21 protein-coding genes are annotated in these 19126 nt (G+C 64.3%); 16 read left to right on the top strand and 5 right to left on the bottom strand.

Annotation, left to right across the window (positions count from 1 at the left end; all coding sequences use genetic code 11):
• From VNZ93_RS12780 to VNZ93_RS12795, 4 genes are all read left to right on the top strand, one after another.
• Nucleotides 1-513 (top strand): peptidylprolyl isomerase (locus VNZ93_RS12780; RefSeq protein WP_325705317.1); only part of this gene is annotated, 513 nt, incomplete at its 5' end.
• A gap of 117 nt (nt 514-630) precedes the next feature.
• Nucleotides 631-1872 (top strand): bifunctional glutamate N-acetyltransferase/amino-acid acetyltransferase ArgJ, encoded by a 1242-nt coding sequence (gene argJ / locus VNZ93_RS12785; RefSeq protein ID WP_325705319.1) that lies wholly within the window; start codon nt 631-633, stop codon nt 1870-1872.
• A gap of 71 nt (nt 1873-1943) precedes the next feature.
• Nucleotides 1944-2348, top strand: a complete 405-nt coding sequence (mutT, locus tag VNZ93_RS12790) for an 8-oxo-dGTP diphosphatase MutT (RefSeq protein WP_325705322.1) — start codon at nt 1944-1946, stop codon at nt 2346-2348.
• A 19-nt stretch (nt 2349-2367) separates the two neighbouring features.
• Nucleotides 2368-2553 carry a Flp family type IVb pilin gene (locus VNZ93_RS12795; RefSeq protein ID WP_325705325.1) on the top strand — a complete coding sequence of 62 codons (186 nt, stop codon included), beginning with the start codon at nt 2368-2370 and terminating at the stop codon, nt 2551-2553.
• A gap of 7 nt (nt 2554-2560) precedes the next feature.
• On the opposite strand, the gene VNZ93_RS12800 is transcribed toward VNZ93_RS12795, so the two are convergent.
• Entirely contained in the window at nt 2561-3469 is a 909-nt protein-coding gene (locus VNZ93_RS12800; RefSeq protein ID WP_414710063.1) for a methyltransferase domain-containing protein, read from the bottom strand.
• 48 nt (nt 3470-3517) lie between these two features.
• Between VNZ93_RS12800 and VNZ93_RS12805 the strand changes: the two genes are divergently transcribed.
• The 5 genes from VNZ93_RS12805 (at nt 3518) to VNZ93_RS12825 (ending at nt 6700) form a co-directional block, all read left to right on the top strand.
• Nucleotides 3518-4315 carry a ComF family protein gene (locus VNZ93_RS12805; RefSeq protein ID WP_414710064.1) on the top strand — a complete coding sequence of 266 codons (798 nt, stop codon included), beginning with the start codon at nt 3518-3520 and terminating at the stop codon, nt 4313-4315.
• Nucleotides 4316-4338: 23 nt separating this feature from the next.
• Nucleotides 4339-4611, top strand: coding sequence for a glutaredoxin 3 (grxC, locus tag VNZ93_RS12810; protein WP_325705334.1), 273 nt, complete (start codon nt 4339-4341; stop codon nt 4609-4611).
• On the top strand, nt 4608-5489 hold the full coding sequence (locus VNZ93_RS12815; protein ID WP_325705337.1) for a carbon-nitrogen hydrolase family protein: 882 nt from the start codon (nt 4608-4610) through the stop codon (nt 5487-5489). Before grxC ends, VNZ93_RS12815 begins: the two co-directional genes overlap by 4 nt.
• The gene (locus tag VNZ93_RS12820) at nt 5486-5974 is read left to right on the top strand and encodes a DUF1178 family protein (protein WP_325705338.1); all 489 of its coding nucleotides are present in this window, start codon (nt 5486-5488) and stop codon (nt 5972-5974) included. The genes VNZ93_RS12815 and VNZ93_RS12820 overlap by 4 nt, the downstream gene beginning before the upstream one ends.
• A 381-nt stretch (nt 5975-6355) precedes the next feature.
• The gene (locus VNZ93_RS12825; protein WP_325705370.1) at nt 6356-6700 is read left to right on the top strand and encodes a septal ring lytic transglycosylase RlpA family protein; all 345 of its coding nucleotides are present in this window, start codon (nt 6356-6358) and stop codon (nt 6698-6700) included.
• An 84-nt stretch (nt 6701-6784) separates the two neighbouring features.
• Here the strand turns inward: VNZ93_RS12825 and VNZ93_RS12830 are convergent, their stop codons facing one another.
• From VNZ93_RS12830 to ubiG, 3 genes are all read right to left on the bottom strand, one after another.
• Entirely contained in the window at nt 6785-7684 is a 900-nt protein-coding gene (locus VNZ93_RS12830; protein WP_325705340.1) for a DMT family transporter, read from the bottom strand.
• 51 nt (nt 7685-7735) lie between these two features.
• Entirely contained in the window at nt 7736-8089 is a 354-nt protein-coding gene (locus tag VNZ93_RS12835) for a hypothetical protein (protein WP_325705342.1), read from the bottom strand.
• An 86-nt stretch (nt 8090-8175) separates the two neighbouring features.
• On the bottom strand, nt 8176-8922 hold the full coding sequence (gene ubiG, locus VNZ93_RS12840) for a bifunctional 2-polyprenyl-6-hydroxyphenol methylase/3-demethylubiquinol 3-O-methyltransferase UbiG (protein WP_325705344.1): 747 nt from the start codon (nt 8920-8922) through the stop codon (nt 8176-8178).
• Between the two features lie 219 nt (nt 8923-9141).
• Between ubiG and VNZ93_RS12845 the strand changes: the two genes are divergently transcribed.
• A complete protein-coding gene (locus VNZ93_RS12845; RefSeq protein ID WP_325705346.1) occupies nt 9142-10395 on the top strand; it encodes an aspartate kinase in 1254 nt (417 codons plus the stop codon).
• Between the two features lie 106 nt (nt 10396-10501).
• On the opposite strand, the gene VNZ93_RS12850 is transcribed toward VNZ93_RS12845, so the two are convergent.
• A complete protein-coding gene (locus VNZ93_RS12850; RefSeq protein ID WP_325705349.1) occupies nt 10502-11473 on the bottom strand; it encodes a tripartite tricarboxylate transporter substrate binding protein in 972 nt (323 codons plus the stop codon).
• Between the two features lie 114 nt (nt 11474-11587).
• Between VNZ93_RS12850 and kdgD the strand changes: the two genes are divergently transcribed.
• The 6 genes from kdgD to VNZ93_RS12880 form a co-directional block, all read left to right on the top strand.
• A complete protein-coding gene (gene kdgD, locus VNZ93_RS12855) occupies nt 11588-12502 on the top strand; it encodes a 5-dehydro-4-deoxyglucarate dehydratase (protein ID WP_325705352.1) in 915 nt (304 codons plus the stop codon).
• 5 nt (nt 12503-12507) lie between these two features.
• A complete protein-coding gene (locus VNZ93_RS12860) occupies nt 12508-13359 on the top strand; it encodes an NAD(P)-dependent oxidoreductase (RefSeq protein WP_325705355.1) in 852 nt (283 codons plus the stop codon).
• A gap of 161 nt (nt 13360-13520) precedes the next feature.
• Nucleotides 13521-15788 carry a phosphoenolpyruvate--protein phosphotransferase gene (ptsP, locus tag VNZ93_RS12865; RefSeq protein ID WP_325705358.1) on the top strand — a complete coding sequence of 756 codons (2268 nt, stop codon included), beginning with the start codon at nt 13521-13523 and terminating at the stop codon, nt 15786-15788.
• 61 nt (nt 15789-15849) lie between these two features.
• A complete protein-coding gene (gene prfA / locus VNZ93_RS12870) occupies nt 15850-16929 on the top strand; it encodes a peptide chain release factor 1 (RefSeq protein WP_325705361.1) in 1080 nt (359 codons plus the stop codon).
• Nucleotides 16926-17813: a peptide chain release factor N(5)-glutamine methyltransferase gene (gene prmC / locus VNZ93_RS12875; RefSeq protein WP_325705364.1), complete on the top strand. Its 888-nt coding sequence runs from the start codon at nt 16926-16928 to the stop codon at nt 17811-17813. The genes prfA and prmC overlap by 4 nt, the downstream gene beginning before the upstream one ends.
• Nucleotides 17814-18427: 614 nt before the next feature.
• Nucleotides 18428-19126: DUF4167 domain-containing protein (locus VNZ93_RS12880; RefSeq protein ID WP_325705367.1), on the top strand; the 699-nt coding region annotated here is incomplete at its 3' end.

Genomic DNA, 19126 nt, shown 5'->3' on the forward strand with positions numbered 1-19126 from the left:
GACGATGCGATGAAAAAAGTCTATGCCGATGCCATCAAGGACGTCGGCAACGAGCAGGAAGTGAGCGCACGCCACATTCTCGTCGAGTCGGAAGACGAGGCGAAGACCGTCGCCGCCGACCTGAAGAAGGGCGGAGACTTCGCTGCAATCGCCAAGGAAAAGTCGAAAGATCCCGGCTCGAAGGACACCGGCGGCGACCTTGGCTTCTTCACCAAGGACCAGATGGTGCCGGAATTCGCCGAAGCCGCCTTCAAGCTCGACAAGGGCCAGATCTCCGATCCGGTGAAGTCGCAGTTCGGCTGGCACGTGATCCGCGTCGACGACAAGCGCACGAAGCAGCCCCCGACCTTCGATCAGGTCAAGGAGCAGATCGAGAGCTACGTTCAGCGCAAGGCGCAGGCCGATCTGATCCAGAAGCTGCGCGCCGACGCCAAGATCGAGAAGGTCGGCGAGAAGCCCGCCGATCCGGCCCCGGCTGCAAAGCCTGACACCAAGGCGCCGGCAAAGAAGTAATCCGCCAGCCGCGGGTTCGAATTCGAAACGGGACGCGAAAGCGTCCCGTTTTATTTTTGTCATCTCTCCCGCTATGACGTGGGCCAGCCCGCATGCCGCCGGGCAACGAGGCCCAGAATGTCCAGCGCCGTTTCCCCGCTCGCTCCCACCAACGTTCCAGACATGCCGTCGATCGATGGCGTCCGCATCGCAACCGCGCAGGCCGGCATCCGCTATAAGAACCGGACCGACGTTTTGTTCGCGGCTTTCGACGAGGGCACGACTGTCGCCGGCGTTTTCACGCGCTCAAAATGCCCATCGGCGCCAGTCGAATGGTGCCGCGCACGATTGAAGGGTGGGACCGCACGCGCGCTGGTGGTGAATTCCGGCAACGCGAACGCCTTCACCGGCAAGTCCGGACGTGCCGCGACGCAGCTCACCGCGAGGCTCGCGGCGCAGGCCAATGGCTGCGGCATGAATGACGTATTCCTCGCCTCGACCGGCGTGATCGGCGAGCCGCTGGATGCGACCAAGTTCGACGGCGTGATGCAGACGCTGGTGGAGGACGCCGCGCCGGGTCGCTTCCTCGACGCAGCGAAGGCGATCATGACCACCGATACCTTTCCGAAGGTCGCGACCGCGCAGGCCCGCATCGGCAAGACCACAGTGACGATCAACGGCATCGCCAAGGGCGCCGGCATGATCGCGCCCGACATGGCGACGATGCTGTCCTTCATCTTCACGGATGCACCCATCGCGGCCGCGGCACTGCAGAAGCTGCTGAGCGAGGGCGTCGCCAGCACCTTCAACGCCGTCACGATCGACGGCGACACCTCAACCTCCGACACGCTGCTCGCATTCGCGACCGGAGCGGCGGCCGCCCGAGGCGCGCCGAAGATCGCGCGCGCCAGCGATCCGCGCCTGAAGGGCTTCCGCAAGGCGTTCCAGGAGGTGCTGGCCAATCTCTCCGAGCAGGTCGCGCGCGATGGCGAAGGTGCGCGCAAGCTGGTCGAGATCAAGGTTGAGGGTGCAGCCTCGGACAAGTCCGCGCGCCGGATCGCGATGTCGATCGCCAACTCGCCGCTGGTGAAAACGGCGATCGCCGGCGAGGACGCCAATTGGGGCCGCGTCGTGATGGCGGTCGGCAAGGCCGGCGAGCCGGCGGATCGCGACAAGCTGTCGATCTGGTTCAACGGTATTCGTGTTGCGACCAAGGGGGCGCGCGATCCGTCCTATGACGAGGCCAAAGTCTCCGAGACGATGAAGCAGCCCGAGATTGAACTCAAGGTCGCGCTGGGCCTCGGCAAGGGCCGCGACCGTGTTCTGACCTGCGATCTGACCAAGGAATATGTCGCAATCAACGGCGATTACCGCTCGTAATCGGTACTCGCAATCCTGACACAAATTTTAAGCGGCCGTTAACGCCGCGTTTTTTAGAGTGAACGACGGTTGTGAGCACCAGACTCCTCATTGTCGTAGCCTGCGCCCTTATCGATGCCGATGGCCGCGTGCTGATTGCGGAGCGGCCGCAGGGCAAGGCGATGGCGGGCCTCTGGGAATTTCCAGGCGGCAAGGTGGAAGCGGGCGAAACGCCGGAACAAACGCTGATACGGGAATTGCAGGAGGAACTGGGAATTGTCGTCAGGGAAGCCTGTCTCGCGCCCCTGACCTTTGCGAGCCACAGCTACCCCGACTTTCATCTCCTGATGCCACTCTATGTCTGCCGGCGCTGGGAGGGTCAGGTGACAGCACAGCACCACGTCCGTCTCGCCTGGGTCAGACCGAACAAGCTCCGGGACTATCCGATGCCCCCGGCGGATGAACCACTCATCCCTCACCTGACTTCCCTGTTGTGATTGCGAGAGAGGAACGTCGATGGGAACGCAAGAGATTTACGTCCGGACCTTCCGCCACTTCCTGCGCGATGAGCGCGGCGCGACAGCAATCGAATATGCGATGATCGCCGCCGGCATCGCGGTCGCGATCGTTGCCGCAGTCAATTCGCTCGGCGTCACGGTTGTCGGTCTGTTCCAGAGCGTTCAGTCGGCGTGGCCGACCTGAGACCGCATCAACTGCCTGCCTTGTCTCCCGCGGGGAGTTCGATCACTTTCAGCGCGTCGGCCAGACGCGCCTTCGCCGATCCTGGCCGCAGCGGCTGCTGCTGGCTCTCGTGCGGCGCCCAGCCCGACAGCCAGACGATCTCAAAGCTCGCACGCAATCGTCCATCCGGATCGCTGAAGCGCTCGGCATAGATTTGCGCCATGCGCAGAAGCGTCGCTCGCTTCAACGGCACGCGGCGGCGCTCGCTCAGCGTGTTGGTCCCGCCCATACCGCGCAGGTCGCGCATCAGATCGAAAGCCGTCGCATAGCGCACGGTCACGCGGTCGGCATCCACGACCGGCAGCGCAAAGCCGGCACGCTGCAGCAGCGCGCCGAGGTCGCGCAAATCGGCAAATGGCGCGACACGCGGCGACACTCCGCCGTCCATCTCGGCTTCTGCCGCCGCAAAGGACTGGCGCAGCTCCGTCAGCGTATCGCCACCGAGGAGAGCAGCCAGGAAAAGACCATCCGGCTTCAACGCCCGCCGGATCTGCGCGAGCGCGCCCGGCAGATCGTTGACCGATTGCAGCGCCAGCGCGGAGACGACGAGATCGAGCGAGCCGTCCGCAAACGGCAACGCCTCTTCGTCGGCGGCGACACGCAGCGCCTCCGTCCCCTGTGCGCGATAGGCCAGCGGATCAACCGCGATCACATCCGCGGCCAGGCCTTTCGATCGCATCATGTGTCGCAATGCACTGCCCGGTGTCCCGACATCGGCGGCGAGACGGAACGAGCGCTGCACCACGAGCAGCCGCTCGACCAGTTCCTGCGAGACGTGTTCGAGCAGGAAATCCACCGGCTCCCCGCGCAGAGCGCGCAGACGGCGGCGTCGCTGCAGGTCGCGATCGAATATCCGGGGCGGTCCTGCCACTTTCACGGCTCTCCTGACGGCGCTAGGCTGGTTTTCGAGGTGGGGCCCAAGCGCATGTCCGGGACCGCTATAGACCAACGCGTATCCGCGCGCCTGTCGCAAATTGCGGCGGCGTTGCGGATTCCGTTCAAGCTGATCCTCGATGTGGGGCTGCCGCCGCTCTGCCCCTCCTGCCGCGACCCGGTGGGCGACGGAGCCGGGCTGTGCGCGGCCTGCTGGTCTAAGCTGTCGCCGATCGACCGGCCCTTCTGCGAAAAGCTCGGCATCCCGTTCACCTATGACCCGGGCCCCGGCATCTACTCGATGCAGGCGATTGCCGATCCGCCGGCCTATGCCCGCGCGCGAGCCGCAGTACGCTACGACGACGTCGCGCGCACCATGGTCCACGCCCTGAAATATGGCGACAGGCTCGACCTCGCACCGATTATGGCCGGCTGGATGGCGCGGGCCGGCTCTGAACTATTGGCCGATGCCGAAGTGGTCGTGCCGGTTCCCCTCCACTGGCGGCGGATGTGGGCGCGGCGGTTCAACCAGTCGGCGACCCTTGCAAAGCTGCTGGCCGACCCGCGCGGTTTACCTCTGGAGGTCTCTGCACTGAAGCGGGTGAAAGCGACACCGCAGCAGGTCGGCCTTTCGAAGAGTGAACGCGCAGCGAACGTCCAGGGCGCCTTCCGGGTCGAGCCATCCGGCAAAGCCGGCATCATGCGCCGGCACGTGCTCCTGGTTGATGACGTTCTAACCTCCGGCGCCACGGTGGACGCCTGCGCCCGCGCGCTGCTGCGGGCCGGCGCCCGGCAGGTGGATGTGCTGATTTTCGCGCGGGTTGTCGACAGCGTGCGGACGCCCATATAGTGGATTCGACAAAGCGAAATCCCATGCCACCCGTCGACATCTATACCACCGCCTTCTGTCCCTATTGCGCCTGGGCGAAGGAGTTGCTCACCAGGAAAGGCGTCCCCTACAAGGAAATCGACGTCGGCGGCAATTCGGCGCTGCGCGCCGAGATGACGACGCGTGCGAACGGCCGGACCACCGTGCCGCAGATCTTCATCGGCGACGTCCATGTCGGCGGCTGCGATGACATCTACGCGCTCGATGACGCCGGCAAGCTCGACCCGCTTCTGGCGCAGCCCGGACCCGCGGCATGAGCAAATCGGATGGGACGTTCCGCGCCGGACTCGTTCAGATGCGGTCCAGGCGTTCGCCGCAAGTCAATCTTGATGAAGCCAGCGCGCTGATCCGCGAAGCCGCCGCTGCCGGCGCGCAGTACGTGCAGACGCCCGAGATGACCAACATCATGGAGCTGTCGCGCGAGACACTGTTCGGCGCGATCGCCGAAGAGGAGAAGGATGTCTGCCTCGCGGCGTTCCAGGAATTGGCGCGCGCGCACAAGATCCATCTGCATGTCGGGTCGCTCGCGATCAAGGTCTCGCCCGAGAAGGCGGCGAACCGCGCTTTCATGATCGATCCGCGCGGTGAGATCGTCGCGCGCTACGACAAGATCCATATGTTCGACGTCGACCTCGCAGGTGGCGAAAGCTATCGTGAGTCCAACAATTTTCGTCCGGGCGAATGCGCCGTGGTGGTCGACCTCCCCTGGGCGCGGTTCGGCCTTACCATCTGCTATGACCTGCGTTTCCCCGCGCTCTATCGCGCACTCGCGGAAGCCGGCGCGACCGTCCTGACGATTCCCGCAGCCTTCACGCGCCAGACCGGCGAGGCGCATTGGCACACGCTGATCCGCGCTCGCGCGATCGAGAATGGCTCGTTCGTGCTCGCGGCCGCTCAGGGTGGCACGCACGAGAATGGCCGTTCGACATTCGGCCATTCGCTCGCCGTCGATCCGTGGGGCCGCATTATTGGAGAACACGGCACCGAACCAGGCGTTCTGATAGTGGAGATCGATCCTGCTCAAGTAACGGCGGCGCGCGCCAAGGTGCCGTCGCTGCAGCATGGCCGCCGCTTCGACATAATCGAGCCGATGGCGGAACCGGCCCATCTGCATGTTGTTGGTGATGCAACATGATTAAGTACGCGCTCGTCTGCGAGCGGAAGCACACTTTTGAAGTCTGGTTCAGCGACTCTTCCGACTACGACAAGCAGCGCAAGCGCGGGCTTGTGACGTGCCCGACCTGCGATTCGAAAAAGGTCGAGAAGGCCATCATGGCGCCGGCGCTTGGCCGCGGCGCCAGGAAGCGCAGCGCGCCTGCGCCTGTCGAAGCTCCGGTTGCGGCTCCGGATGTAGCGGCCGCGCCGGCGCCCGAACAGGTCGCGATGATCTCGCCGCAGGAGCGGGAATTCCGTGCCAAGCTGAAGGAATTGCGCGACCACCTCATCAGGAATGCCGACAATGTCGGCAAGAAATTCCCCGAGGTCGCGCGCAAGATGCACTACGGCGAGATCGAACATCGCTCGATCTATGGCGAAGCTACGCCACAGGACGCCAAGGAACTGCTCGACGAAGGCATCGAATTCCATCCGCTGCCGATTTTGCCCGACGAGAGAAACTGACCTGCCCGCCACAAGAACGGATACCGCAATCCGTCTACGCCCCATCGGATCGCGGGCCGGAACCGACGCAGACGATCGCAGCGAGCGAGCGGCGAAAAGTCGCCCCGCAATCGTTCAACTTTGACTCAGCTTTGTCACATGAGGTGAAGGCTCTGCGCCTGCGCTCTGCCTCGAATCTGAACAGCTGATGCGCCATCACCGGACAGCCGGGACATTTTCCGCGCCAGACGACAAGTTCTGGCTGCTGGCACAACAAAATTGCAGATCGGCGGTTGAGCACGACGCTGATTTTTCCAGCTAACGCATTTTCAACCTTGCCACATCGTGGTCGCATTCGACCGGCAAGCGCGCGCCATTCTCCAACAACAAGGGACTTTTTGGATGCAGGCACGAGCCTACGCATTGGCGTTTGCAGTTTGTCTTTCCTTCGCGGGGGGCGCTCAAGCTGAATCTGGAATTGCATCGGTTTATGGCAATGGCGATGGTTATGCCGGCCGGAAGACCGCCAGCGGTGAACGCATGAATCCGGGCGCAATGACAGCCGCTCACAAGACGCTGCCGTTCGGCAGCCACGTTCGCGTCACCAACAAGAAGAACGGCCGCACCGTGACGGTCAGAATCAACGATCGTGGGCCGTTCGTGCGTGGTCGCGTGATCGACCTGTCGCCTGCCGCAGCGCGTGCGCTCGGCTTCGCAGGCCTGGCACCGGTTACGCTGGCGCGCTGATCGTACAGCCAGCGATTTTCAAAAGCCCTCGCTCGCCATGAGCGGGGGCTTTTTTTTGCTTTCCGGTCCGTCGCTCGCTCCCGGTCAATGCACCCAGATCAGCAGCACAACACCGATCACGATCAACACTATCCCGAGCCCTTCGCGCATTGTCGTCTTGTGCCCGAACACAAAGCTCGAGATCGCCTGCGCAAACAGAACCTCGACGAGAGCCAGCGTGCGCACGCTGGCCGCTGTCGCAAGTGCGAACGCTAGAAACCAGAATTGCGATGCAGTTGCGCCCATGAAGCCCGCGAACAGCGACGGCCGCCACGCCTTGATGATCCCGCGCATGACCTCTGGCTTGCGCAGCATCAGATAGCTCGTCAGCATCACTGCCTGCATCAGCAGGCCGACCGTTAGCGTGAAGGTCGCCGCCATCACATAGTCCGACAGACCGAGGCTCAGGATGCCGCCGCGATAGCCTACGGCCGAAAGCGCAAAGGCTGCACCCGATGCCAGGCCGAGAAATGTCGGACGCCAGCTATCGTTCGCAGCCCCGCCCGGCTTAAGCGACATCACGATCACGCCCGCAGTCGCAATGACGATCGCAGCAATCATGCCGATCGTGAGCTTGTCGCCGAGGAAGATCAGACCGAACAACGCAACCTGGACCGGCTCGGTTTTGATATAGGCAATGGTGACCACGAACGAACGTTCGCCCATCGCCATCAGCATCAGCGCCGTTGCGAGCGCCTGCGCGCCCATACCGAGCAGCACCCACAGCCAGAACAACGGCGGCGGCGACGGTAGCGACGCTCCTGTGACCAGCATCAAACCGCAGAGGAACAGAACAGCAAACGGAAAACCGAATAGAAAGCGCACATGCGTCGCGCCGGCGGTACCGAGCGTCGCGGTCAGCTCGCGCTGCATTGCGTTCCGGATGGTCTGCCCGGCGGCCGCCAGCAGCGTGAAGACGATCCACAACCAGCCGGTATCAGGCATGCAAGATCAGGCCAGGCTGGAGAAAACTTCCGCAGGCGTCATGGCGAATTGTCACACCGTCTCGCGCTGCAGCGCTTTGCCGCTCGCATCCCATTCGGTGATGACGCCGCGCTCGTTGTCGACGAGTGTCATCAGGTCGAAATAGCGGATCGTCGGATAACCGCCGGTGCGCTTCTTCACCGCCTCGCGCCATTCATCGCTATGCGCGCGCCTGGCCGCCTCGATCGACGGCCAGATGTAGAACCCGGCGCCGGTCCCGGCGTCGTCGCCCAGGCCCCAGAGGAAATGCTTGCGCACGAGGTCCGGGTTCGCGGCCCATTTGTCCACCACGCTGCGCACGGCTTCGAGCTCGCTCGCGCGGTCATGTCCGTTCGGGAAGGTGAAAGTCACAAGTTCAACGATCATGGCCGGCTCCTCAGCGATGGACGATACATCATCGCACAGCCTCGGGAGAGGAGCATAGGTTTTCTGCAGGCCCGCCCGTCTGGCTCTTATGCCCCGCGCGCAGCGGTGAGCATGTAGTTCACGTCCATATCGCTCGAGAGCTCCCAACGGTCGCCCATCACGCGATAGACCACCCCGCGCTCGTCCACCACCTTGAGCCCGGCCCCCTGCATCGCGGATTCCAGTTCGGCCGGCGTGACGAACTTGTCCCAGCGATGGGTGCCGCGCGGCAGCCAGCGCAGCACGTATTCCGCACCGACAATCGCGAGCGCGAAGCTCTTCATGGTGCGGTTGAGGGTTGCCGCGATCATCATGCCGTTCGGGCCCACCATCTCGGCGCAGCGGCTCACGAACAGCTCAACGTCGGCGACGTGCTCGACCACCTCCATCGCCAGGACAACGTCGAACGTCTCTTTCCTGTCGGCAAGCTCCTCCGCCGTCACCGCGCGATAGTCGATGATCAGATCGACCTGCGCCGCGTGCCGGCGGGCGACCTCGATATTCTTCTCCGAGGGGTCGGCCCCCACCACGGTGGCGCCGAGCCGCGCCAGCGGTTCCGACAGGATGCCGCCGCCGCAGCCGATATCGAGGATGCGCAATCCCGACAGACAGCCGATCTGCCGCGGATTCCTGCCGAAATGGGCCGAGACCTGGTCGCGGATATAGCTCAGCCGGACAGGGTTGAATTTGTGCAGCATGGCCATCGGGCCACGCTCGTCCCACCACAGCGCGCCGAGCTTCGAAAACTGCTCGACCTCGGCCCGGTCTATCGTGGTCTCACCCCGCTTCGGCATTCCCTCACCCGTCGTTCCGGCGGCCGCGACGCCCCGCGCCAAACGGCACCGGGATTCGGACGAAGTCCTTCTAGCCGCCTACCGGGCGCAGACGATATCAATTTTCGCTGACTCCGGTGCCTTGCAGGAGCGGCACCGCGTCGCTATGACTGCGCCCGCGCCGGGCGTCCGCCCCAGCCGCCGCGCGTTAACTTTTCCATTCGGGGCGCCGATCCTTTCATGTCACGTCTTGTGCTGAAATTCGGCGGAACGTCGGTCGCCGATATCGACCGCATCCGCAACGTCGCGCGCCATGTGCAGCGCGAATACAAGGCCGGCCACGATGTGGCGGTCGTCGTGTCTGCCATGGCCGGCAAGACCAACGAACTCGTGGCCTGGTGCAAGGACGCCTCGCCGATGCACGACGCGCGCGAATACGACGCGATCGTCTCCTCCGGCGAGAATGTCACGGCCGGCCTTCTTGCCATCGTTCTGCAGAACATGGGGATCAGCGCGCGGTCCTGGCAGGGCTGGCAATTGCCGATGTACACCTCGAACGCGCATGGCTCGGCCCGCATCACGGACCTGAATGGCTCGGAGCTCGTGAAGCGCTTCCGCGAGCGCAAGGAAGTCGCGGTGATCGCCGGCTTCCAGGGCATCCACAAGGAGACAGGCCGCATCACCACGCTCGGCCGCGGCGGCTCAGATACGTCGGCGGTCGCGATCGCGGCCGCCATCGAGGCCGATCGCTGCGACATCTACACCGACGTGGACGGCGTCTACACCACCGACCCGCGCGTGGTGCCGAAGGCGCGGCGTCTTGAGAAGGTGGCGTTCGAGGAGATGCTGGAACTGGCCTCGCTTGGCGCCAAGGTTCTGCAGGTTCGCTCGGTCGAACTCGGCATGGTGCACAAGGTGAAGATCTTCGTGCGCTCGAGCTTCGACAAGCCCGAAGACATCGATCCGCACGGCATGCCTCCGGGCACGCTGATCTGCGACGAGGAGGATATCGTGGAGCAACAGGTCGTCACCGGGATCGCGTTCTCGAAGGACGAAGCGCAGATTTCGATCCGCAATGTCGAAGACAAGCCGGGCATCGCCGCCGCGATCTTCGGCCCGCTCGCCGATTCCAGCGTCAACGTGGACATGATCGTCCAGAACGTCTCCGCCGACGGCAAGACCACCGACCTCACCTTCACCGTCCCGGCTGCCGATTACGAGCGTTCGATGGCCGTGATCCAGAAGGCGAAGGAGGCGATCGGCTTCCAGCGCGTCGATGGCGCAACCGATGTGGCGAAGGTTTCGGTGATCGGGATCGGCATGCGCAGCCATGCCGGTGTCGCGGCCCGCGCGTTCAAGGCACTGGCCGAACGCAACATCAACATCCGCGCGATCACGACGTCCGAGATCAAGTTCTCGGTGCTGATCGATGCCGCCTATACCGAGCTTGCGGTGCGCACGCTGCATTCGCTCTACGGGCTGGACAAGGCCTGATCCCTTGCCCCCGCGCGAAGGCGGGGGCTGGAGCTAGCGCCGCGACGTATCCCCGCTTTTGCCGGGACAAGTGAAGAGCAGGCCGGGAGCGCCTCCGTAGCGCTGCCTATTGATCCAGCTGCTCGATCCCGAGACCCTTGATCGTCCTGCTGGCATCCGCTGCCGTATCCACGATCAGCTTCCCGAAGGCATCGACCGAGCTCGCTTCCGGGATCACGCCGGTCTTCTCCATCGTCGTCCTGAACTGATCGGACGCGACCGCCGCGCCGACATGCTTGTTCAGCGCGTCGAGAACCGGCCGGGGCGTGCCGGCAGCAGCGCATACGCCCCACCAGCCATAATTCACGATGTCGACGCCGCCTTCCTTCAGCGTCGGCACATTCGGCGCGACCGGAAGCCGCTCGGGGCTGGTCATCGCGATGATCTTGACCTTCTTCTCGTTGAACAGCGGGATGGCGAGCGACAGCGGCGACACGGCGAAGTCGATGCGGCCGGCCACCACTTCCTGCAGCGCAGGGCCCGTGCCGCGGAAAGTGACACCGGTCATCTTGATATCGGCGTCCTTCTCGAGCTGACGCGGAATGATTTCCGTAACCGAACCCGATCCTACCTTGCCGTAGTTCAACGCGCCGGGCCTGGCTTTGGCGAGCGTGATGAAATCCTTGATCGTGTTTGCCGCGGAGTCCGCCGGCACCACGATGGCGTAATACGCCCTGGTGATCATTGAGACCGGCGCGAGATCGTCGATCTTGTAGGCCGCCTTCTTGTACAGATGCACATTGGTCGGATCGATGTAGGAGCACAGCAGCAGCGTGTGCCCGTCGCGCGGCTGCGCCAGCATTTCGTTCAAGGCGATCATGCCGGCCGCGCCGGTCTTGTTCTCGACCACGACCGGCTGCCCGAGCGCCGTCTGCAATTGCTGTCCGATGATGCGCGCCGGCACATCGCTTGGCCCGCCAGCCGGAAACCCGACCAGCATGCGGATCGGTTTCGACGGATAGGTCTGCGCGTGTGCAAATGTAGACGCTGCGACGGCACACAGGCCGAGCAGACCGGCGCGGACGGCAAAGCGATGCATGTTACCCTCCCGATCAAAATTTGCTTTGTTATGTAAAGACGCATTCTATGCGACAAATGGCTGTCACGACGAGCGGTGGGCGATGATGGGCAGCGAAATGTTTGGGCCAGCGGCATGACGCCGGACGACCTGAAACGCGCGCTATCGCGCGGCCTTTTGTCTTTCCCGCTCACCGATTTCGACGCACATGGCGTTTTCGACTCGCGCAGCTCCGCAGCACGGATCGAATGGTTGATGCGCTATCCCGCGGCCGCGATGTTTTCGGCGGGCGGCGCTGGCGAATTCTTTTCGCTGACCGCGGAAGAATACGCCAACGTGCTCCGGGTCGCAGTGCAGACAGCGCGCGGCAAGATCCCGGTAATCGGCGCGGCTGGCTATGGCACGGCAACCGCAATCACATATGCGCAGAAGACCGAGAAGATCGGCGCGGACGGGATCCTGCTGTTGCCGCCGTATCTCGTTGAAGGGCCGCAGGACGGGCTGCGCGCACACATCAAGGCGGTGTGCCGGTCAACGCGCCTGCCCGTGATCGTGTACAATCGCGGCACCTGCCGTTTGCAGGTGGAGACGCTCGCGGGACTCGCGGAGGATTGCCCGAACCTGATCGCGTTCAAGGACGGCATCGGCGATATCGAGACCATCAAGGCGATCCGCGACCTCCTTAGCGACCGCATTCTGATGCTGAACGGGATGCCGACCGCGGAAGCCTATGCCGTCGAGTTCCACGCACTCGGCATGGCGACCTACTCGTCCGCGATCTTCAATTTCGTGCCGCGCACCGCGATTGCGTTTCATCGCGCCGTGCATGACGGCGACAGCGCGACGGTACAGCGGTTGACCGCGGACTTTCTCGAACCATATGTCTGCATCCGGAAGAAGCAGCCGGGTTATGCCGTCAGCATCGTGAAGGCAGGCGCCGATATTGTCGGCCGTCCTGGCGGCAGGGTACGCGCGCCGCTCACCGATCTTGCGCCGGACGAGCGCGCAGAGCTTGCAGCGTTGATCGAGAAAATGGGGCCACAGGAGTGAACGCAATGTCCGGCAACCCCACCGTCGTCATCATTGCGCAGGGTGGCATGGGTGCAGCCTGCGCCGCGCGGCTGACCGCGAATGGCGTGCGCGTCCTCACCTCGCTCAAGGGCCGCAGCGAAGCGAGCGTTGCACGCGCGAAAGCTGCCGGCATGATCGATGCGAGCGATGCGGAGATCGCGGCGGCGGACTTCATCCTGTCGATCGTGCCGCCCGGCGACGCGCTGCCGCTCGCGCAGCGGCTTGCCCCTGCGCTGACTGCCGCGAACCGAAAGCCGCTCTATGCCGACTGCAATGCGGTGAGCCCGGATACGGTGCGCGAGATCGCCGCCGCGATCGAGACGACCGGTACGCCTTTCGCCGATGCCGGGATCATCGGCGGGCCGCCGCGCGCGGGTTATGGCGGCCCGGTCTTTTATTATTCCGGCGCCGACGCCGCGCCGCTGGAACGGCTGGACGATTTCGGCCTGGTGTTCCGGCGGGTCGATGGCGGGGTCGGCGCCGCTTCGGCGCTGAAAATGAGCTATGGCGGCATCACCAAGGGGCTGACTGCGGTCGGCTCGGCCATGCTGCTTGCAGCCGAGCGCGCCGGCGTCGCCGAAGCGCTCCATGCCGAGCTCGCGGCCAGCCAGCCGAACCTCCTCTCCTATTTCCAGCGCAGCGTGCCGGACATGTTCGGCAAGGCGTACCGCTGGGTCGCCGAGATGGAGGAGATCGCCCACTTCACCGGCGGCGGCCCCTCGCGCGAGATGTACGAGGCGATTGCGGCCCACTATCAGCGGCTGGCGGACGACAATTCCGGCGCCAGGACCGACATTTCCGCGCTCGCCAGATTTTTCGAAAAATCCGCGAAATAGAAGCGCCGCTCCCCTCCGCGAATGCCTGATTCGGCCCTGGATTGCCGCCCCTGCAGGGAATGAGCGGCTTCCAGGCTGCGTTCCGGCCGCGTTCGCACGCCTCCCTTGCGGCTGGCGCGCCGCACCCGCTATGACCTTTCGAGAACCAAGGACATCGACCCATGCGAGGCGCAATGGGCGGCCCGCGCGTGCTGTTGCGCCGGCTCCGCGAGGTGATGGCGGAACCGGTCAGCGCGCAGGACCGGCTCGACAGGATTGTCGTGCTGATCGCCGCCAACATGGTTGCGGAGGTGTGCTCCGTCTACGTCTTGCGCGTGGACGGCACCCTTGAGCTGTACGCCACCGAGGGCCTCAATCGCGAAGCCGTCCACCAGACCGTGATGCGGATCGACGAAGGTCTCGTCGGTCTGGTCGCCAGTCAGGCCAATCCCATCAACCTGTCGGACGCGCAATCGCATCCGGCCTTCTCCTATCGTCCTGAGACCGGCGAAGAAATCTACCACTCCTTCCTCGGCGTGCCGATCCTGCGGGCCGGCAACACGCTCGGCGTGCTCGTGGTGCAAAACCGCGCTCACCGGAACTATTCCGAAGAGGAAGAAGAGGCGCTGCAGACCACCGCGATGGTGCTCGCGGAGATGATCGCGTCGGGCGAACTCGCGTCGCTCGCAAAGCCCGGCGCCGAACCCGCAGTGCATCCGCGACGGCACCTCTCCGGCACGGTGCTGGCCGACGGCATCGCGCTCGGCCATGCCGTGCTGCATGAGCCGCGCGTGGTCATCAAGAATTTCGTCGCCGACGATGTTCCCGGCGAACTCAAGCGGCTCGATGACGCGATCGCAGCAATGCGCTCGGACGTCGATGTCATGCTGGAGCGCGGCGAGATTGCCGAGGCCGGCGAGCACAAGGACATTCTCGAAACCTATCGCATGTTCGCGCATGATCGCGGCTGGCTGCAGCGCATGCGCGAGGCGATCCGGACAGGCCTTACCGCCGAGGCCGGCGTCGAGCGCGTGCAGTCCGATACGCGCGCCCGCATGCTGCGCGCCACAGATCCCTATCTGCGCGAACGGCTGCACGATCTCGACGATCTCGCGAACCGGCTGATGCGCCAGCTGATGGGCGTGGAGCACGCGCCGCATCGTGACCAGTTGCCCGACAATGCCGTCATCGTCGCACGCATGATGGGTCCGGCGGCATTGCTCGATTACGACCGCAAGCGCCTGCGCGGCCTCATCCTGGAAGAAGGCGGGCCGACGTCGCATATCGCCATCGTCGCGCGCGCGCTCGGCATTCCTGCCGTGGGTGAGGTCGAGAATGCCTCGGGGCTCGTCGAGGCCGGCGATCCGGTCATCGTCGATGGCATTTCCGGCGATGTCTATCTGCGCCCGCCGGCGGATATTGAAGCCGCATATGTGGAACGCGTGCGGCTGCGCGCGCGCAAGCAGGCGCAGTATCAGGCACTGCGCAGCAAGCCCTGCGTGACCAAAGATGGCCACGAGATCGCGCTGCATCTGAACGCCGGCCTTCTTGTCGATCTGCCGCATATCGAGGAAACCGGTGCGGCCGGCATCGGGCTGTTCCGCACCGAGCTGCAATTCATGGTCGCGACCAACTTTCCGCGGATCGGCGAGCAGCTTGCGCTGTACCGCTCCGTGCTGGAAGCGGCCGGCGACAAGCCGGTGACGTTCCGCACCCTCGATATCGGCGGCGACAAGGTGCTGCCCTATATGAGCGCCTTCGAGGAGGAGAATCCGGCCATGGGCTGGCGCGCGATCCGGCTCGGGCTCGACCGCCCCGGCCTGATGCGCAGCCAGATCCGCGCCCTGTTGCGCGCCGCGTCCGGCAAGGCGCTGCGTATCATGTTCCCGATGGTCGCCGACGTGTCCGAGTTCGACCAGGGCAAGGACATGGTCGAACACGAACTGACCTATCTGCGCCGACATGGTCACACGCTGCCGGAGCGCGTCGATATCGGTGTGATGGTCGAAGTCCCGTCGCTGCTGTTCCAGCTCGACGATCTTCTGCCGCAGGTGGATTTCCTGTCGGTCGGCTCCAACGATCTGTGCCAGTTCTTGTTCGCGGCCGATCGCGGCAATTCGCGTGTCGCCGAGCGCTACGACCCGATATCGGCACCGGTCGCGCGCGCGCTGCGGCTGATCGCGCGCAAGGGCCGCGAGCACAAGAAGCCGGTGACGCTGTGTGGCGAACTCGCCTCCAAGCCGATCGGCGCGCTGGTGCTGGTCGCACTCGGCTACCGCTCGCTGTCGCTCACGCCCTCGGCGGTCGGCCCGGTGAAGTCCATGCTGCTCGAACTCGACGCCGAAAAGGCGCTGGCCGCGATCGGGCCGTTGCTCGATCACTCCGTAACCGGCATGACGCTGCGCCAGCGCATCGAGCAATTCGCGGCGTCAGAAAATCTGCAACTTTAGAGTTGATGCGTTTCCGCTGCGAAGCGGTATCCACTTCGCCTGGAAGCGCCATGAGAAGTCCATGCTGCCGCAAATCAAACTCGACGCCCTGATCGCACGCCACGCCGAAATCGAAGCCCGGCTGTCCGGCCAGATTTCGCCGGACGACTTCGTCAAGCTGTCGCGCGAATTGTCCGACCTCGGTCCTGTCGTCGAAGCGATCAAGGCCTACCGGGCGGTGGATTCCGAACTGCGCGACATCGAATCGATGATCGAGGATCCGGGCACGGATTCGGAGATGCGCGCGATCGCAGATGCCGAGCGCCACGAGTTGCGCGAACGGATCGAAAAGCTGGAAAAGCAGATCCAGATCGAATTGCTGCCCAAGGATGCGATGGACGAACGCAGCGTCGTCATCGAAATCCGTGCCGGCACCGGCGGCGACGAGGCTTCGCTGTTCGCCGGCGTCCTGTTCCGGATGTACGAACGCTACGCCGCAAAGCAGGGCTGGAAGGTCGATATCGTATCGGCAAGTGAAGGAGCAGTCGGCGGCTACAAGGAAATCATCGCCGACATCACCGGCCGCGGCGTTTTCGCCAAGCTGAAATACGAATCCGGCGTGCATCGGGTGCAACGCGTGCCGGAAACCGAAGCGTCGGGCCGCATTCACACCTCGGCCGCGACCGTCGCCGTCCTGCCGCAGGCCGAGGACGTGGACATCAACATCCGCGACGATGATCTGAAGATCGACACGATGCGCGCGCAGGGCGCCGGCGGGCAGCACGTCAACAAGACCGAGTCCGCGATCCGCATCACGCATATCCCGTCCGGCATCGTTGTCGCCGTGCAGGAGGATCGCTCGCAGCACAAGAACAAGGCGAAGGCGATGGCGCTGCTGCGGACCAAACTCTACGACGCCGAGCGCGAGAAGCTCGACAGTGCGCGCGCCGCCGACCGCAAGGTGCAGGTCGGCTCCGGCGACCGGTCGGAGCGCATCCGCACCTACAATTTCCCGCAAGGCCGCGTCACCGATCACCGCATCAACCTCACGCTCTACAAGCTGCCGGAAATCATCGAGGGCGAAGCGCTGGGCGAGATCATCGACGCGCTGGTGGCGGAGAACCAGGCGGCGCTGCTCGCGGCACAGAACGACGCGGCATGAGCGCGCCGGACCTTTCGGCGGCAAAGGACATCGCGACCGCGCGGCGTGTATTGGCATCGCAATTTGCGGGCGCCGGCATCGACAGCGCTGCGCTCGATGCGCGGCTCATCATCGGGCATGCGCTGTCGCTCGATCACACCGGCCTCACCTCGGCGGGTGCGCGCGCATTGAGCGACGCAGAGCGCGACGCAATCACCCGGCTCGCAACGCGACGGATGCAAGGCGAGCCGGTGGCACGCATCATCGGGGTGAAAGAGTTCTGGGGTTTGCCGCTGGCGTTGTCGGCGGCAACGCTGGTGCCGCGGCCCGACACCGAGACGATTGTCGAAGCGGCCCTCGCCGCAATCGGACCTGCGCGAAAGCACGAACCGTTGCGCGTCGCCGATCTCGGCACCGGCACAGGCGCGATCCTGCTTGCGCTGCTGCACGAATGGCCGAACGCAACGGGCCTCGGCACCGACATCGATCCGCTGGCCATCGACACCGCGCGAAGCAACGCACAGGCAGTCGGACTTGCGGCACGCGCACAATTCCGTCTCGCCGACTTTTCGGACGATCTCAACGAGACCTTCGACGTCGTCGTCTCCAACCCGCCCTACATTCCGACGCGCGACATCGATGCGCTCGATCGCGAGGTCCGCGACTTCGATCCGCGTCGCGCGCTCGACGGCGGCAGTGACGGACTTGACGCCTATCGTGCGATCGCAGGGCGGGTTCCACTGTTGCTGAACAGCGGCGGCGTCCTGATCGTTGAAATCGGAATCGGTCAGGCGGCCGATGTGGAGGCCATTTTCACCGCCGGCGGGTGGCTTGAAGTCGCCTCCCTCAGACCCGATCTAGGGGGAGTAGCCCGGGCCGTGGTTGCCCGCCCGAGAGGCTCATAAGCGGTTGAAAATCGGCACTTTTGCCATTCCCCGACCGCATTTCGCCCCGCAAAAATAACGCTTGGATTATCGCGGGAGACAGACTAGCTTGACTATAAATATCGGCCCTGGTGCTGGCCGCCAATCGAGGCCCGGGTACAGTTCCCGAGGGAAGAGGGCTTCCCCGAACTGGCTCCCGCGAAGGCGGCACCAATCAGCATCGTGGGTATGTAGCCGAACGGGCATAGATCGACACAACAGGTCGAGCGACAACATTAAGGCCGAACGAACAACAATTCTGTCGAATTGATCAGGTGCTGCCGGGCAGCATCAGGCCGATAACGATGACAATACGGTCATCGCGCCACCGGGCGGAATCGGCTTAAGAGGCGGCGCGATTTGCGCCGGGGGTTGAGAGGTTATCGGACAAGGGTCCGAAACGATAACGGTCCGATCGTCAGCGGTCCAAGGGACACGTTCCGTCGCGGACGGAGCGGAGCCGGATTGTTGTGGCGCGATGAAGATCGTTACGTCGGAATGAATTGGGTTCGAGTGATCCGGAAAACGCGGCGCGGGCCGCGCCATCAGGAGTTGTCAACAGGCAAGCCATGAGAAACGGTCAGAACAAGCATCGGATGCGCGGTCGTAACCGCGGCGGCGGCGGCGGCGGTAAGAACCACAATCCGCTGACACGGGTTTACGAATCCAACGGGCCTGATGTGAAAATCCGCGGTACCGCGAATCACATCGCCGAAAAGTACATCCAGCTTGCGCGTGATGCGACGGCCTCCGGCGATCCGGTGGCGGCCGAGAATTACTATCAGCACGCCGAACATTACTTCCGCCTGATCGCCGCGGCGCAGGAACAGTTTCGGCAAAATCAGCCGTTCCAGCAGCGCGAATCGAACGAGGACAGCTTGGACGGCGACGACGATTCGCAGCCGAACTACGAGCCGCACTCGCCGGCCCAGCCCTATCAGCAGCAACAGCCGCGCGAACAGCGCGATCAGCCGTACCAGCGCGATTTCCAGCCGCGTCATGACAACCGGCAGCCGCGCCATGATCGGCAGGAGCGTCACGACCGTCAGGATCGTCAGCCCTATCACGACAATCGTCGGCCGCAGCAGCAAGCCAATGGCGCGCAGGGTGACGACGTCGAGCGCTTGCCGTCGTTCATCACCGGAGCGCCCGCGCAGGCGGCTGCACCTCAGGCGGGTGGCGATCAGGAGCAGCAGGGCGATCGTTTCCCGTTGCACCGGCGGCGCCGCCGCAGTCACCGCGGACCGCGCGCCGACATGGTGGGCGGTGAAGGCGGAGACGAGGCTCAGGGCCAG

Source organism: Pseudorhodoplanes sp., from assembly GCF_035565795.1.
Lineage (GTDB): Bacteria > Pseudomonadota > Alphaproteobacteria > Rhizobiales > Xanthobacteraceae > Pseudorhodoplanes.

Coding starts and splice junctions, on each gene's coding strand:
- VNZ93_RS12825 (WP_325705370.1), top strand. CDS start 6,356: ATGCAGGCACGAGCCTACGCATTGGCGTTTGCAGTTTGTCTTTCCTTC.
- VNZ93_RS12845 (WP_325705346.1), top strand. CDS start 9,142: ATGTCACGTCTTGTGCTGAAATTCGGCGGAACGTCGGTCGCCGATATC.
- VNZ93_RS12860 (WP_325705355.1), top strand. CDS start 12,508: ATGTCCGGCAACCCCACCGTCGTCATCATTGCGCAGGGTGGCATGGGT.
- prmC (WP_325705364.1), top strand. CDS start 16,926: ATGAGCGCGCCGGACCTTTCGGCGGCAAAGGACATCGCGACCGCGCGG.
- VNZ93_RS12835 (WP_325705342.1), bottom strand. CDS start 8,089: ATGATCGTTGAACTTGTGACTTTCACCTTCCCGAACGGACATGACCGC.
- VNZ93_RS12830 (WP_325705340.1), bottom strand. CDS start 7,684: ATGCCTGATACCGGCTGGTTGTGGATCGTCTTCACGCTGCTGGCGGCC.
- ubiG (WP_325705344.1), bottom strand. CDS start 8,922: ATGCCGAAGCGGGGTGAGACCACGATAGACCGGGCCGAGGTCGAGCAG.
- argJ (WP_325705319.1), top strand. CDS start 631: ATGTCCAGCGCCGTTTCCCCGCTCGCTCCCACCAACGTTCCAGACATG.
- kdgD (WP_325705352.1), top strand. CDS start 11,588: ATGACGCCGGACGACCTGAAACGCGCGCTATCGCGCGGCCTTTTGTCT.
- ptsP (WP_325705358.1), top strand. CDS start 13,521: ATGCGAGGCGCAATGGGCGGCCCGCGCGTGCTGTTGCGCCGGCTCCGC.
- VNZ93_RS12805 (WP_414710064.1), top strand. CDS start 3,518: ATGTCCGGGACCGCTATAGACCAACGCGTATCCGCGCGCCTGTCGCAA.
- VNZ93_RS12820 (WP_325705338.1), top strand. CDS start 5,486: ATGATTAAGTACGCGCTCGTCTGCGAGCGGAAGCACACTTTTGAAGTC.
- VNZ93_RS12815 (WP_325705337.1), top strand. CDS start 4,608: ATGAGCAAATCGGATGGGACGTTCCGCGCCGGACTCGTTCAGATGCGG.
- grxC (WP_325705334.1), top strand. CDS start 4,339: ATGCCACCCGTCGACATCTATACCACCGCCTTCTGTCCCTATTGCGCC.
- prfA (WP_325705361.1), top strand. CDS start 15,850: ATGCTGCCGCAAATCAAACTCGACGCCCTGATCGCACGCCACGCCGAA.
- VNZ93_RS12850 (WP_325705349.1), bottom strand. CDS start 11,473: ATGCATCGCTTTGCCGTCCGCGCCGGTCTGCTCGGCCTGTGTGCCGTC.
- VNZ93_RS12795 (WP_325705325.1), top strand. CDS start 2,368: ATGGGAACGCAAGAGATTTACGTCCGGACCTTCCGCCACTTCCTGCGC.